Below are 13,588 nucleotides of genomic sequence, written 5' to 3'. Positions count from 1 at the left end.
AACAGCAGCCGCACCAGCCCCATCGCTGGTCGGACAATGCGGGGGCGAACCGGATGGTGTCATTCCTGGCGAGGCGTCTGGGCTTCGCCGTCGTCACATTGTTCAGCGTCCTGACGCTGGTCTTCCTGATCGTCCGGATCCTGCCGGGCGATCCCGTCCTGGTGATCCTCGGCGACCAGGCGAGCCCGGCCAGCGTCATCGCGCTGCGCCAGCGTCTCGGCCTCGACCAGTCGCTCCCCGTCCAGTACGGGCACTTCCTGCTCCAGGCCCTGCGTGGCGACCTCGGCACCTCGATGATCTCGGGCCGGCCGGTGACGGAGGAGATCCTCGCGGTCCTGCCCTATACGCTGGAACTGACCATCGCGGCCCTGATCCTCGGTGCCGCGCTCGGCATCCCCGCCGGCGTCTGGGCCGCGGTCCGGCGCAACCGGCTGCCCGATTACGTGCTGCGCCTGCTCTCGTTGCTGGGTCTCTCCCTGCCGGCCTTCGTCGCCGCGATCATCCTGCTGATGGTCTTCGCCATCCAGTTGCGCTGGTTCCCGGTGATCAGCGCCGGCGGCGCCGACACGCTGACCGAGCGCCTGCGGCAGATGGCGCTGCCGACCTTGGCGTTGGCGCTGATCATGATGGCCTACATCACCCGCGTGACCCGCTCGGCGATGCTGGAAGTGCTGAGCCAGGATTTCGTCCGCACGGCGCGGGCCAAGGGCGCCTCCGCCTCGGCCGTGATCTGGTCGCATGCCCTCGGCAACTGCCTGATCCCGATCACCACCGTCATCGGGCTCTATCTGGGCATCCTGATCGGCAATTCGGTTCTGACCGAGATCGTGTTCTCGCGCCCAGGCCTCGGCAAGCTGATCCTGACCGCGCTCAGCCAGCGCGACTACACGCTGCTGCAGGGGATGATCGTGGTCTACACGCTGATGGTCGTCGTCGTGAACCTGCTGACCGACCTGACCTACGGCTTTCTCGATCCGAGGGTGCAGTACAAATGAGCGAGATCGCCTCGGAAGCCGTTCGTCCCGCCACCCGCCAGAGCGCCTTCCGCGGCGTGCTGGCCCGGCTCAACCTCACGACCTGGGTCGGCGTCGCCATCGTCGTGCTGCTGGTGCTCGCCGCGATCTTCGCGCCCTATCTCGCGACGCATCCGCCGGCGAAGCAGAGCATCATGGACCAGCTCGCCCCACCCGGCGGCGGCTACCTGCTCGGTGCCGACCAGTTCGGCCGCGACATCTGGTCGAGGCTGCTCTTCGGCGCACGCTATTCCCTCACCATCGGCCTCTTCGCGATCCTGACGGCGCTGCTGATCGGCTCGCTGATCGGCATGACAGCGGGCTATCGCGGCGGGCGCACCGACATCCTGCTGATGCAGGTGATGGACGTCATCCTCGCCTTTCCCTCGCTGATCCTGGGTCTCGCCCTGGTCGCGCTAATGGGCGCGACGATGACCAACATCGTCATCGCCATCGCCTTCACGGCGACGCCCGCCTTCGCCCGGATCGCGCGCGCCGCCGTCATCGCCCAGCGCGACCGCGAATATGTCCAGGCCTGCCGCGCCATGGGCTTCTCGGGCGGGCGCATCCTGTTCCGCCACATCCTGCCGGCGATCCTGCCGGAGGTGATGGTGATGACCTCGCTCTGGATGGCGACGGCGGTGCGCACCGAAGCCTCGCTCGCCTTCATCGGCCTCGGTCTCGCCCCGCCGACGCCGACCTGGGGCGGCATGGTGCGCGAGGGCTTCGACAACATCCTGAGCGCGTTCCACCTCGCGCTCTTCCCGAGCCTCGCGATCCTGATCCTGGTGCTGGCCTTCAACCTGATCGGCGACGGCCTGCGCGACGCGATCGATCCCCGCCTGAAGGACGCCTCGTGATGGTCGGCAAGAAAGCAAGCGCCGAGAACACGAGCGGCAAGCCGGTCCTGTCGGTCAGCGGCCTGACGATCGCCTTCGGCCCCACCACCGTCGTGCATGATCTCGGCTTCGAGATCGCCGCCGGTGAGACGCTCGCGGTGGTCGGCGAATCCGGTTCGGGCAAGAGCGTGACCTCGCTCGCCATCATGGGCCTGCTGCCCGAGCGGATCGGACGGGCGAGCGGCTCGGTCAAGCTCGGCGACCGTGAATTGCTGACGCTCGGTGAAACCGAGATGCGCGGCGTGCGCGGCGGCCAGGTCAGCATGATCTTCCAGGAGCCGATGACCTCGCTGAACCCAGTCCAACGCATCGGCGACCAGATCGGCGAGGCCATCCGCATCCATCGCGGCCTCAAGGGCGCGGAATTGCGCGAGGCGGTGCTGGAGATGCTGCGCAAGGTGCGCATTCCTGATCCTGAGGAACGCATCGACAACTACCCGCACACCTTTTCCGGTGGGATGCGCCAGCGGGTGATGATCGCGATGGCGCTGGCCTGCAACCCGACCCTGATCATCGCCGACGAGCCGACCACCGCGCTCGACGTCACCGTGCAGGCGCAGACGCTGGCCTTGCTCAAGGAACTGCAGCGCGAGACCGGCACGGCGATCCTGTTCATCACCCATGACATGGGCGTGGTCGCGGAAATCGCCGACCATGTCCTCGTCATGCGCCGCGGCCGCGCCATCGAGCAGGGCACGGTCCACGAGGTCTTCTCCAACCCGCGCGACGCCTATACCCGCAGCCTGATCGCAGCCGCGCCGAGCCTCGTCGGCAAGCTCGCGGACGGCACCATTCCCGCGCAAAACGTCGAGGGCGTGCCGCTCTCCTTCCGCGGCGACGCGCCGGTGCTGGAGGTGCGCGATCTCTCGGTCCGCTTCCCCTCGCGCGGCGGTCTGTTCGGCCGGCTCAAGGGCGAGGTCCATGCGGTCGAGCAGGTCTCCTTCGCCATCGGCAAGGGAGAGACGCTTGGCCTCGTTGGTGAATCCGGCTCGGGCAAGTCGACCATCGGCAAGGCGATCATCGATCTCGCGCCGCGTCATTCCGGCGGGATCACCGTCGCCGGCCGCCGGATCGACTATGCCGATCCGAAGAGTCTCGCGAGCTTGCGCCGCGACGTGCAGATGATCTTCCAGGACCCGTTCGGATCGCTCGACACCCGCCAGAGCATCGGCTCGGCGATCATCGAGCCGATGCAGGTCCACGGCATCGCCTCCGGCAAGGAGGCGCGCTCCAGGATGGAATGGCTCTTGGAGCGTGTCGGGCTCGACCCGGCCCGCGCTACCAGCCTGCCGCATGAATTCTCCGGCGGCCAGCGCCAGCGCATCTGCATCGCCCGCGCACTGGCGATGTCGCCGAAGCTGATCATCGCCGACGAGGCCGTCTCGGCGCTCGACGTGGCGATCAAGGCGCAGATCATCGACCTGATGATCGACCTCCAGAAGGAATTCGAGGTCTCCTATCTCTTCATCAGCCACGACATGGCGGCGGTCGAGCGCATCTGCGACCGCGTCGCGGTGATGTATTTCGGCGAGATCGTCGAGATCGGCGCGCGCGACGACGTCATCGGCCGGCCCGGTCACGGCTATACGCAGCGCCTCCTCTCCGCGATCCCGATCACCCATCCCGACCAGCGCGGCGGACGCCCGCCCCAGCGCGTCGACGCCACGCCGCCACGCAGCCCGATGAAGCCCGTCGGCTACCGCCCGCCGCCGCAGAGCTGGGAGATGATGGCCGATGGCCATTTCATCCGCCGGGCCAGCTAGTCATCCAGGAGCCGGAACGCGAACCATGCACGCCATCGAGGAACTCGCCGCCTTCGTCGCCGACCATCCCGAGGGCGCCCTGCCGGCAGAAGCGCGAGAAAGCGCCTCGCTCCTGGTCGCCGACCTGATCGGGGCGACCGCCGCCGGTCTGGATTCGCGGCTGGCTATCGCCGCCCGCATTGCCGCCGAACAGCTCTACGGCTCCGGCCCGGCCGGTATCTGGCTCACCGGCACCAAGCTCAGCGTCGCCGGCGCCGCCATGGCGAATGCCGCGGCGGCGAGCGCACTCGACATCGATGACGGACATCGCGGCGCAGCCGGCCATGCCGGTGCGGGCATCATCCCGGCCGCCTTCGCCGTCGGCCAGGCGCTCGACGCCTCCGACGCGCGCATCTTCGACGCGATTGCATTGGGCTACGATGTCGCGCTCCGGGTCGCGACCTCGCGGCCGACACCGACCATCGAGACCTATAGCAGCGGCCGCTGGGTCAATTACGGCGTCGCCGCCGCGGCCGGGCGCCTGCTCGGCCTCGATGCCCCGGCGCTCGCCCATGCCATGGCCATCGCCGGCGCCGAAGGCCCGATCAGCTATCCCATGGGCACCTCGCTATACCAGGGCAGCACGGTGAAGGAGGTCATCCCGCCCGCCGTCGTCGCCGGCCTCACCGGCGCCTATCGGGCGCGTGCGGGCGCGACCGGCCCGCGTGACCTGCTCGACCGTGACGACCGCTTCACCCGCAGCGTGCTGACCGGCGGGCTAGGCGAGCGCTGGTGGCTGCAGGACTGCTATCTCAAGCCCTATGCCTGCTGCCGCTACATGCATGCTGCGGTCGATGCGATCCTGGCGCTGCGCGACGAGCCGGGCAAGCCGATCCTGTCGCTGCGCATCGAGACCTTCCCACGCGGGCTCGGCCTCGCCAATGAACGCGCCCCGCAGACGCTCGAAGGCGGGCAATACAGCTATTATTTCAGCTGCGCGTTGGCTGCGATCCATGGCGCCGCCGCCCTGCAGCCGGTCGACCCCGCCCATCTCCACGATCCGCAGGTGCTCGAACTCGCCGGCCGGATCGAGTTGTCCGCGCATGAGGATTTCGCGACCGCCTTCCCGAAGAGCACGCCCTGCCGCGTCATCATCGACCAGGGCGAGGGAGCGCGCAGCCTGACGGTGCCCTACCCGCTCGGCGACGTCGCCAATCCGATGAACCGCGCGCAGGTCACCGAGAAATTCCGGCGCATCGGCGCGGCAAGCGTCGCGCCCGACTGGCAGGACACGATCCTGGCCGCGCTCGGCGGGCTGACGAGCGATGGCTTCCGGCCTCTTTTCGCCGCGCTCGGGACACAGCCGGCGCGGCTGCGACTGGTTTCAACAGGGGAAGGCTAACAATGAAAAGCACCGCTTCGACCAAAGCCGGACTTCTCGCCGGCGTTCTCGGCTTCGGCCTGCTGGCATCGCTGCCGGCCTTCGCCGCGAAGACCGAACTGACCTTGGGCGCCGCCGCCGTCGATGTCGGCACGCTAGACCCGCATTACGCCAGCAGCACCTCCGACCGCATCCTCTCGGCCTGGATCTTCGGCGGGCTCGTGCGCTTCGCGCCCGGCTCGACCGACCCGGCCACGATCGAGGCCGATCTCGCCGAGAGCTGGCAGGCGAGCGACGACCGCCTGGTCTGGACCTTCAAGCTGCGCCCCGGCGTGAAATGGCAGCACGGCTATGGCGACGTCACGGCCGACGACGTGGTGTTCAGCCTCGACAAGGCGCGCGACGCGAAGCGCTCGGCCTTCGCCAGCGACTATGCCGCCTTCCAGAAGGTCGAGGCGGTCGATCCGCAGACGGTCCGCATCACGCTGTCGAGCCGCGTGCCGAGCCTGCTCGGCCTGCTCACCAACTATGCCGGCGGCTTCATCATCTCGAAGAAGGCCTTCGAGGAGCGCGGCGAGAATTTCCGGCGCAACCCGGTCGGTTTTGGCCCGTTCGCACTCGATGCGATCACACCCGGCCAGGCCGTGACCTTCAAGGCGAACGACGCCTATTTCCGCGGCAAGCCCAAGCTCACCAAGATCACCTATCGCTTCCTCACCAATAATGCAGCGCGAGACCTCGCCTTCGTCGCTGGCGAGGTCGATGCCGCGACCGGCCTTGCCGACCAGCGCTGGCTGCAGCGCACGCTCGCCAATCCCGGCGTGGTCGTCGACAGCTTCGACCCGGCCGAGCTGACGACCCTCAGCGTCAACGTGACCAAGCCGCCCTTCGACAACATCAAGGTCCGGCAGGCCCTCGCCCATTCAATCGATGCGGCCAAGATCGCCCAGTATCGCGGCCCGCGCTTCACCCGTGCGGGCAAGTCGGCGATCCCCGCCAACAATCTCGGCTTCGACGAGAATGCCGGCGTCCTGCCGCCGGACCCGGCCAAGGCCAAGAAGCTGCTGGCCGAAGCCGGCTTCCCCAACGGCCTGACCGTCACCATGCTCGCCAGCCAGTTGCCGAGCCTGGAATCGACCGCGCAGATCATCCAGGGCCAGGTCGCGGAAGGCGGCATCACGCTCAATCTTCAGCCGGTCGAGCATGCCACCTGGCACCAGATGATCCGCAAGGACCTGAGCCCGCTCGTCATGTACGGCGCCGCGCGCTTCCCGATCGCGGACAATTACCTGACGCAGTTCTACCACTCGAAGAGCGCCATCGGGCAGCCCGGCCAAGTGACCAATTTCAGCCATTGCGACGTCGCCGACAAGCAGATCGAGGCAGCCCGCGGCGAGACCGACGCCAAGAAGCAGATCGCGCTGTGGCAGGAGGCGCAGAAGCTGATCATCACCAATGTCTGCGTCATCCCGATCACCGAGACCGGGCAGGTCTGGGCCCGCCGCGAGAAGCTCAAATGGGGTTTCGACCTCAAGGGCTCGATGTCGCTCGGCCCGCTCGTGACCGAACAGACGCATTTCGTCGACTGAACCACCCTTCGGCCGCGCCCCAGGGGGCGCGGCCTCCCTCCATCCCAGACAAAGCCATGTCCAAGCTGACCTATCCGAAATACGCCAATCTCTGCGGCTGGACCGCGATGCTGCCCGCACGCACGCCCCGCGCCGCGCTGAACGACGACATCACCGTCGACTATGCCGTCGTCGGCGCCGGCTATACCGGCGTCGCGGCGGCCCGGTGCCTGCACGAGCTCGATCCGCAGGCGCGCCTCGCCCTGATCGAGGCGACGACGGTCGGCGAAGGCTCCTCAGCCCGCAATTCGGGCTTCACCACCCCCGACGTGCTGCCGCGCACCGCTTCCATGGAAATGGCGGACAAGGCCCGCAACCAGAGCCGTTTGTTCACCGAAGCCTTCGAATGGCTGCAAGGCATCATCCGCGACAACGACATCGCCTGCGACATGCAGAAGGTCGGCTCGATCCGCGCCGCCGCGACCGAGGAGGGTGAAGCCACCCTGCGCAAGGTCGCCGAGGTCGCCCGGGCCAACAACCTCCAGCACACGGTCCTTGACCGGGCGGGCATCCGCGAGCGCATCGGCGCGGACTATTATCGCTACGGCCTGCACATGCACGACACCTGGCTGCTCCAGCCGGCGGCCTTGATCCGTGGCCTCGTCGATGCGCTCCCCGCGAACATCACGCTCTACGAGCAGAGCCCGGTCCGCGAGATGCGCCGGGAGGGCTCCGATTGGCGGCTCGCCACCGAAGGCGGCAGCGTCCGCTGCCGGACGGTCGTGCTGGCCAATAACGGCTTCATTCCCCGGCTCGGCTACCTGAAATCGCGCATGGCGACGATCTTCACCTATGCCGCCGTCACCGAGGCGGTGAAGGAGACCGATATCGGACATCTCGGCCAGTCCCCGGCCTGGGGCCTGCTGCCCTCGCACCGGCTCGGCACGACCCTGCGCCGCATCGGCCGCGACCGGCTCATGGTCCGCTCGCTCTATGCCCATGATCAGGAGATCCCGCAGGCGACCGCCGTGCGCGCGTTGCGCGACCGCTTCCAGCGCCGCTGGCCGGAGCTGCGGCATGTCGATTTCGAATATGTCTGGGGCGGAACGACCGCCTTCACGATGAATGGCGCGCCCTGGTGGGGCAAACTCGAGGATGGGCTCTATGCCTCCGGCGGCTGCAATGGCAGCGGCCTCGCCAAGGGCACCATGCTCGGTCGCAGGCTCGCAGACCTGATCCGCGGCGTCGGCAACGCCAGGGAGGTCGAGACGATCATGGGCGAGGCGAGCTGGATCGCGCCCGAGCCCTTCCGCTCGATCGGCTTCCGCGTCATCTCGGCGCTGGAAAGCCGCAAGGCCGGGCTGGAGGCTTAGAGCTTATTGATTTCATGCGGAAACACCCCGTCATCCCGGGCTTGACCCAGGATCCATCGTAGAGCGCCGCGCCTCATGATGGATTCCGGATCGGCGCCGCTTCGCGGCTTGTCCGGAATGACGGCATGTGTCCGTGAAAAATGAAGCAAGCCTTTTGAAAGTGCCGGCGCCGGAACCCTCCGCGCCTCACCAGGTTTCCTTGACCGTCTCCATGGCGACATTGGTCGAGGTGTTCGCGACATGGGGCAGGTTCGAGATCTTCTCGCCCAGCACGGCCCGATAGCGCCTGATATCCGGCGTGCGGATCTTCAGGAGGTAGTCGAAGCGCCCCGCAATCATGTGGCACTCCTCGACCTCCCTGATCTTCTTGACCTCCTCGTTGAATTTCGAGAGTGCCTTTTCCGTGGTGTCGGACAGCTTCACCTCGGCGAAGGCGATGTGATCCAGCTTGAGCTTCGCCGGATTGAGCGTTGCCCGGAAGCCCTCGATATAGCCATCATCGACCAGCCGGCGGAACCGGATCTGGCAGGGTGTCTTCGACAGGCCGATCCGCGCGCCGAGCTCGGCGATCGAAATCCGGCCGTCCTCCCTGAGAACGTCGAGGATCTTGCGATCGAACGCGTCCAGATCGCCTTCAACAGGCGTTTCCTTAGGCTTCTTCACTTTCAATCTCCAGATCTGAAGTCCGAACGGACTGCATGATAGCGAAAATTGGACCACGCGAGAATCGTGCTCGTGATAAGCTCCCGCGCAAAGAACGGGAGAGGGTATCGCCCTCGGCCCGTCGCGCTCGAACCCGCCGGGACCCGCCATGAGCCAAGCCACCGCTGCCGCCGCCAACACCGCCACCAGCCCGGCGCCTTTCACGGGCTTCGCCCCGCCGATCCGCGAGCAGTCGGCACTGCGCCAGGCGATCACCGCCGCCTATCGTCGCCCCGAAACGGAATGCCTGCCGCCCTTGCTGGCCGCGGCGAAGCTCACGCCGGCGGGCAAGCAGGAGATCGCCCGCACGGGGCGCAAGCTGATCGAGGCGCTGCGGGCCAAGCACAAGGGCACCGGCGTCGAGGGTCTCGTTCAGGAATACTCACTCTCCAGCCAGGAAGGCGTCGCACTGATGTGTCTCGCCGAGGCGCTGCTGCGCATTCCGGACACGGCGACGCGCGATGCGCTGATCCGCGACAAGATCGCCGATGGCGACTGGAAGTCCCATGTCGGCGGCGGCAAGTCGCTCTTCGTCAATGCCGCGACCTGGGGCCTCGTTGTCACCGGCAAGCTGACCTCCACGGTCAATGACCGCAGCCTCGCCGCTGCCTTGACCCGCCTCATCGCGCGGGCCGGCGAGCCGGTGATCCGGCGCGGCGTCGACATGGCGATGCGGATGATGGGCGAGCAGTTCGTCACCGGCGAGACGATCGACGAGGCGCTGAAGCGCGCCCGCCCACTGGAGGCGCGCGGCTTCCGCTATTCCTACGACATGCTCGGCGAGGCCGCGACGACCGCCGCCGATGCCGCGCGCTATTATCGCGACTACGAGAACGCGATCCATGCCATCGGCAGGGCCGCGAACGGGCGCGGCGTCTATGAAGGCCCGGGCATCTCGATCAAGCTCTCGGCGCTGCACCCGCGCTATAGCCGCGCCCAGGCCGGCCGCGTCATGGGCGAGTTGCTGCCGCTCGTGCGCGAGCTCGCACTGATCGCCAAGAGCTACGATATCGGCCTCAATATCGATGCCGAGGAGGCGGACCGGCTGGAGCTCTCGCTCGACCTGCTGGAGGCGCTGAGCTTCGATGGCGCGCTGCAAGGCTGGAACGGGCTCGGCTTCGTGGTGCAGGCCTATGGCAAGCGCTGCCCCTTCGTGCTCGACTGGATCATCGATCTCGCCCGCCGTTCCGGCCGGCGCATGATGGTGCGCCTGGTCAAGGGCGCCTATTGGGATGCCGAGATCAAGCGCGCCCAGGTCGACGGGCTCGCCGATTTCCCGGTCTATACCCGCAAGGTCCATACCGACGTCGCCTATGTCGCCTGCGCTCGCAAGCTGCTGGCCGCGCCCGACGCGATCTTCCCGCAATTCGCCACGCATAACGCCCAGACGCTGGCGACGATCTATCATCTCGCCGGCAACGACTTCGCGGTCGGGAAGTACGAATTCCAGTGCCTGCACGGCATGGGCGAGCCGCTCTATGACGAAGTCGTCGGCAAGGACAATCTCGACCGGCCCTGCCGCATCTATGCGCCGGTCGGCACGCATGAGACGCTGCTCGCCTATCTCGTGCGCCGCCTGCTCGAGAACGGCGCGAACTCCTCCTTCGTCAATCGCATCTCCGACCCGAAGGTGACGATCGACTCGCTCGTCGCCGACCCCGTCGATGTCGTCGAGGCGATGCCGGTCATCGGCATGCTGCATGACCAGATCGCGCTGCCGGCCGACCTCTACGGTGCCGACCGCGCCAATTCTGGGGGTATCGACCTCTCCAATGAGGCCGCGCTGGCCGAGCTTGCCGGCAATCTCGCGGCGACGGTCGGGCAGAGCTGGCACGCCGTGCCGCTGCTCGCCGACAACTCCACCGCCGGCACCACGCGCCCGATCCTGAACCCGGCCGATCATTCCGATGTCGTCGGGCAGGTCACCGAGCTTGCGGTCGAGGACGCCGCCAAGATCGCCCGTCTCGCCGCCGAGGGCGGCAAGGCCTGGGCCGCAGTGTCGCCGGCCGAGCGCGCCGCCTGCCTAGATCGTGCCGCCGACATCATGCAGGCGCGCATCGAGACGCTGATGGGCATCGCCATGCGCGAGGCCGGCAAGTCCGCCGCCAATGCGATCAGCGAAGTGCGCGAGGCCATCGACTTCCTGCGTTACTATGCCGACCAGGCGCGCAAGACGCTCGGACCGGGCCATGCGCCGCTCGGGCCCATCGTCTGCATCAGCCCGTGGAACTTCCCGCTGGCGATCTTCACCGGCCAGGTTGCGGCGGCGCTCGTCGCCGGCAATGCGGTGATGGCCAAGCCCGCCGGTGTCACGCCGATCATCGCGCATGAGAGCGTGAAGATCCTGCACGAGGCCGGCGTGCCGCGCGGCGCACTGCAGTTCACTCCCGGCAGCGGCCGCCTCGGCGCCGCGCTGGTGGGCGCGGCCGAAACGGCCGGCGTGATGTTCACCGGCTCGACCGAGGTCGCGCGCGGCATCCAGGCGCAATTGGCCGAGCGCCTTTCGGCGGAAGGCAAGCCGATCCCGCTGATCGCCGAGACCGGTGGCCAGAACGGCATGATCGTCGATTCCTCGGCGCTGGCCGAGCAGGTCGTCGCCGACGTCATCGCCTCGGCCTTCGACAGCGCCGGACAGCGCTGCTCGGCGCTCCGCGTTCTCTGCCTGCAGCAGGATATCGCCGACCGGACGCTGCACATGCTGCAGGGCGCGCTGAAGGAGCTGACCATCGGCCGCACCGACAAGCTCAGCGTCGATATCGGCCCGGTGATCAGCGGGGGCGCTAAAGCCGAGATCGACGATCATGTCGCGCGCATGCGCGGCCTCGGCCGCAAGGTCGAGCAGCTCCCGCTGCCGGAGGCTGCCGCGAAGGGCACCTTCGTGCCGCCCACCATCGTCGAATTGAAGAGCCTGACCGACCTGAAGCGCGAGGTTTTCGGCCCCGTGCTCCACGTCATCCGCTATCAGCGCGACGATCTCGACAAGCTGATCGACGAGGTCAACGGCTCCGGCTACGGCCTGACCTTCGGCCTGCATACGCGGCTCGACGAGACGATCGCCCATGTCACCAGCCGCATCAAGGCGGGCAATCTCTACGTGAATCGCAACATCATCGGCGCGGTGGTTGGCGTGCAGCCCTTCGGCGGGCGCGGGCTTTCCGGCACCGGGCCGAAGGCCGGCGGGCCGCTCTATATCGGCCGTCTCGTGCGCAAGGCGCCGATTCCGCCGCAGCACAGCTCGATCCATACTGATCCGGCGCTACTCGAATATGCCGCCTGGCTCTCGGGCAAGGGGCTGAACACTGAGGCGAACACCGCCCGCGAGATCGGCGGCCATTCGGCGCTCGGACTCCATGTCGAGCTGGCCGGCCCGGTCGGCGAGCGCAATCTCTATGCGCTGCATCCGCGCGGCCGCATCCTGCTCGTGCCGCAGACCGAAGCTGGCCTCTACCAGCAGGTCGCGGCGGCGCTGGCAACCGGTAACCAGCTCGTCATCGACGCGGCTTCCGGGCTGAAGAGCGCGCTGTCGGGTCTGCCGGCGGCTGTCGAAGCCCGCGTCAGCTGGACCTCGGACTGGGAGGCCGATGGCCCGTTCTCGGGTGCGCTGGTCGAGGGCGACACCAAGCGGATCAGTGAGGTGAACCGCCGCATCGCCCAGCTCTCCGGCCCACTCGTGCTGGTGCAGGCGGCGAGCACGGAAGAACTAAAGCGCGATCCCGACGCCTATTGCCTGAACTGGCTGCTCGAGGAGGTCTCGACCTCGATCAACACCACGGCGGCCGGCGGCAATGCCAGCCTGATGACCATCGGCTGAGCCGAAGAATGCGCGTTCAGGCGCCTCCCTTGCGGATGGCGTCTGAACCTGCTCAAGGCTGTGCCGAAACACAGCATCAGGGGGAATTATGCAGGCCGATCGCGTCATCCAGACAGTCGAAGTCCATACCGGCGGCGAGCCGTTCCGGATCGTGACCAGCGGTTTGCCGCGCCTGCCCGGCAAGACGATCGTGCAGCGGCGCGATTGGGTGAAGACCCATATCGACGAGATCCGGCAGGCGCTGATCTTCGAGCCGCGCGGCCACGCCGACATGTATGCGGGCTATCTGACCGAGCCCGTCTCGCCCGAGGCCGATTTCGGCGTGATCTTCGTGCATAACGAGGGTTACAGCGATCATTGCGGCCATGGCGTCATCGCGCTCGCGACGGCTGCCGTCGAATTGGGTTGGGTCAAGCGCACGGAGCCTGAGACGCGCGTCGGCATCGATGCACCCTGCGGCTTCATCGAGGCTTTCGTCACCTGGGACGGCAGGCGCGCCGCCAGCGTGCGCTTCGTCAACGTGCCCTCCTATCTCGTTCATCGCGACGTCACCGTAGAGACGCCGACCTATGGGCGCGTCACCGGCGATATCGCCTTTGGCGGCGCCTTCTATTTCTACACGGACGGCCGCCCCTTCGGCCTCGCGATCCGACGGGAGAATGCCGAGGCGCTGATCCGCTTCGGCGCCGAGGTGAAGATCGCCGCCAACAAGGCCTTCCCGGTCATGCATCCGGAAATCCCGGAGCTGAACCATATCTACGGCACGATCATCGATGGTGATCCGCTCGATCCCAAGGCGACGCAGGCCAATTGCTGCATCTTCGCCGACCGGCAGCTCGACCGCTCGCCGACTGGCTCCGGCACGGCCGGGCGCACCGCGCTGCTCCATGCCAAGGGGCTGCTCAAGCCGGACGAGCTTCTGGTCAACGAGTCCATCGTCGGCTCGATCATGACGGGCCGCGTCCTGCGGGAGACCAGGCTCGGAAAGATCGACGCCATCATCCCGGAAGTCTCGGGCAGCGCGCATATCTGCGGTCAGGCCACCTGGACCATCGACCGCGACGACCCGCTGCGGCACGGCTTCCTGCTGCGTTAGCGA

General features: G+C 67.4%; 9 protein-coding genes. 8 read left to right on the top strand and 1 reads right to left on the bottom strand.

What is annotated here, in order from left to right:
• The first annotated feature begins 53 nt into the window (after positions 1–53).
• From ACODTJ_RS03490 to ACODTJ_RS03465, 6 genes are read left to right on the top strand one after another with little or no spacing between them, the layout of a single operon-like run.
• Positions 54–995, top strand: coding sequence for an ABC transporter permease (locus ACODTJ_RS03490; protein WP_454655840.1), 942 nt, complete (start codon positions 54–56; stop codon positions 993–995).
• Positions 992–1,873 carry an ABC transporter permease gene (locus tag ACODTJ_RS03485; protein WP_454655839.1) on the top strand — a complete coding sequence of 294 codons (882 nt, stop codon included), beginning with the start codon at positions 992–994 and terminating at the stop codon, positions 1,871–1,873. Before ACODTJ_RS03490 ends, ACODTJ_RS03485 begins: the two co-directional genes overlap by 4 nt.
• Positions 1,873–3,675: an ABC transporter ATP-binding protein gene (locus tag ACODTJ_RS03480; protein ID WP_454655838.1), complete on the top strand. Its 1,803-nt coding sequence runs from the start codon at positions 1,873–1,875 to the stop codon at positions 3,673–3,675. The genes ACODTJ_RS03485 and ACODTJ_RS03480 overlap by 1 nt, the downstream gene beginning before the upstream one ends.
• 25 nt (positions 3,676–3,700) lie before the next feature.
• Positions 3,701–5,056 (top strand): MmgE/PrpD family protein, encoded by a 1,356-nt coding sequence (locus tag ACODTJ_RS03475; RefSeq protein ID WP_454655837.1) that lies wholly within the window; start codon positions 3,701–3,703, stop codon positions 5,054–5,056.
• 2 nt (positions 5,057–5,058) lie between these two features.
• Positions 5,059–6,624, top strand: coding sequence for an ABC transporter substrate-binding protein (locus ACODTJ_RS03470; protein WP_454655836.1), 1,566 nt, complete (start codon positions 5,059–5,061; stop codon positions 6,622–6,624).
• 56 nt (positions 6,625–6,680) lie between these two features.
• Positions 6,681–7,976, top strand: coding sequence for an NAD(P)/FAD-dependent oxidoreductase (locus ACODTJ_RS03465; RefSeq protein ID WP_454655835.1), 1,296 nt, complete (start codon positions 6,681–6,683; stop codon positions 7,974–7,976).
• A 186-nt stretch (positions 7,977–8,162) separates the two neighbouring features.
• On the opposite strand, the gene ACODTJ_RS03460 is transcribed toward ACODTJ_RS03465, so the two are convergent.
• A complete protein-coding gene (locus tag ACODTJ_RS03460; protein ID WP_454655834.1) occupies positions 8,163–8,639 on the bottom strand; it encodes an Lrp/AsnC family transcriptional regulator in 477 nt (158 codons plus the stop codon).
• 148 nt (positions 8,640–8,787) lie between these two features.
• Between ACODTJ_RS03460 and putA the strand changes: the two genes are divergently transcribed.
• Positions 8,788–12,489 (top strand): trifunctional transcriptional regulator/proline dehydrogenase/L-glutamate gamma-semialdehyde dehydrogenase, encoded by a 3,702-nt coding sequence (putA, locus tag ACODTJ_RS03455; protein ID WP_454655833.1) that lies wholly within the window; start codon positions 8,788–8,790, stop codon positions 12,487–12,489.
• Positions 12,490–12,577: 88 nt separating this feature from the next.
• Positions 12,578–13,585, top strand: a complete 1,008-nt coding sequence (gene lhpH, locus ACODTJ_RS03450; RefSeq protein ID WP_454655832.1) for a trans-3-hydroxy-L-proline dehydratase — start codon at positions 12,578–12,580, stop codon at positions 13,583–13,585.
• The last annotated feature ends 3 nt before the right edge of the window (positions 13,586–13,588 follow it).

It is taken from the genome of Allobosea sp. FG18, assembly GCF_057809495.1.
The sequence above is the reverse complement of the archived record's forward strand: the minus strand, read 5'-3'. Positions and strand labels throughout refer to the sequence as shown.

What these genes read in the sequence shown, in the direction of transcription:
- ACODTJ_RS03490 (WP_454655840.1), top strand. Translation starts at nt 54, where the DNA reads ATGGTGTCATTCCTGGCGAGGCGTCTGGGCTTCGCCGTCGTCACATTG.
- ACODTJ_RS03485 (WP_454655839.1), top strand. Translation starts at nt 992, where the DNA reads ATGAGCGAGATCGCCTCGGAAGCCGTTCGTCCCGCCACCCGCCAGAGC.
- ACODTJ_RS03480 (WP_454655838.1), top strand. Translation starts at nt 1,873, where the DNA reads ATGGTCGGCAAGAAAGCAAGCGCCGAGAACACGAGCGGCAAGCCGGTC.
- ACODTJ_RS03475 (WP_454655837.1), top strand. Translation starts at nt 3,701, where the DNA reads ATGCACGCCATCGAGGAACTCGCCGCCTTCGTCGCCGACCATCCCGAG.
- ACODTJ_RS03470 (WP_454655836.1), top strand. Translation starts at nt 5,059, where the DNA reads ATGAAAAGCACCGCTTCGACCAAAGCCGGACTTCTCGCCGGCGTTCTC.
- ACODTJ_RS03465 (WP_454655835.1), top strand. Translation starts at nt 6,681, where the DNA reads ATGTCCAAGCTGACCTATCCGAAATACGCCAATCTCTGCGGCTGGACC.
- putA (WP_454655833.1), top strand. Translation starts at nt 8,788, where the DNA reads ATGAGCCAAGCCACCGCTGCCGCCGCCAACACCGCCACCAGCCCGGCG.
- lhpH (WP_454655832.1), top strand. Translation starts at nt 12,578, where the DNA reads ATGCAGGCCGATCGCGTCATCCAGACAGTCGAAGTCCATACCGGCGGC.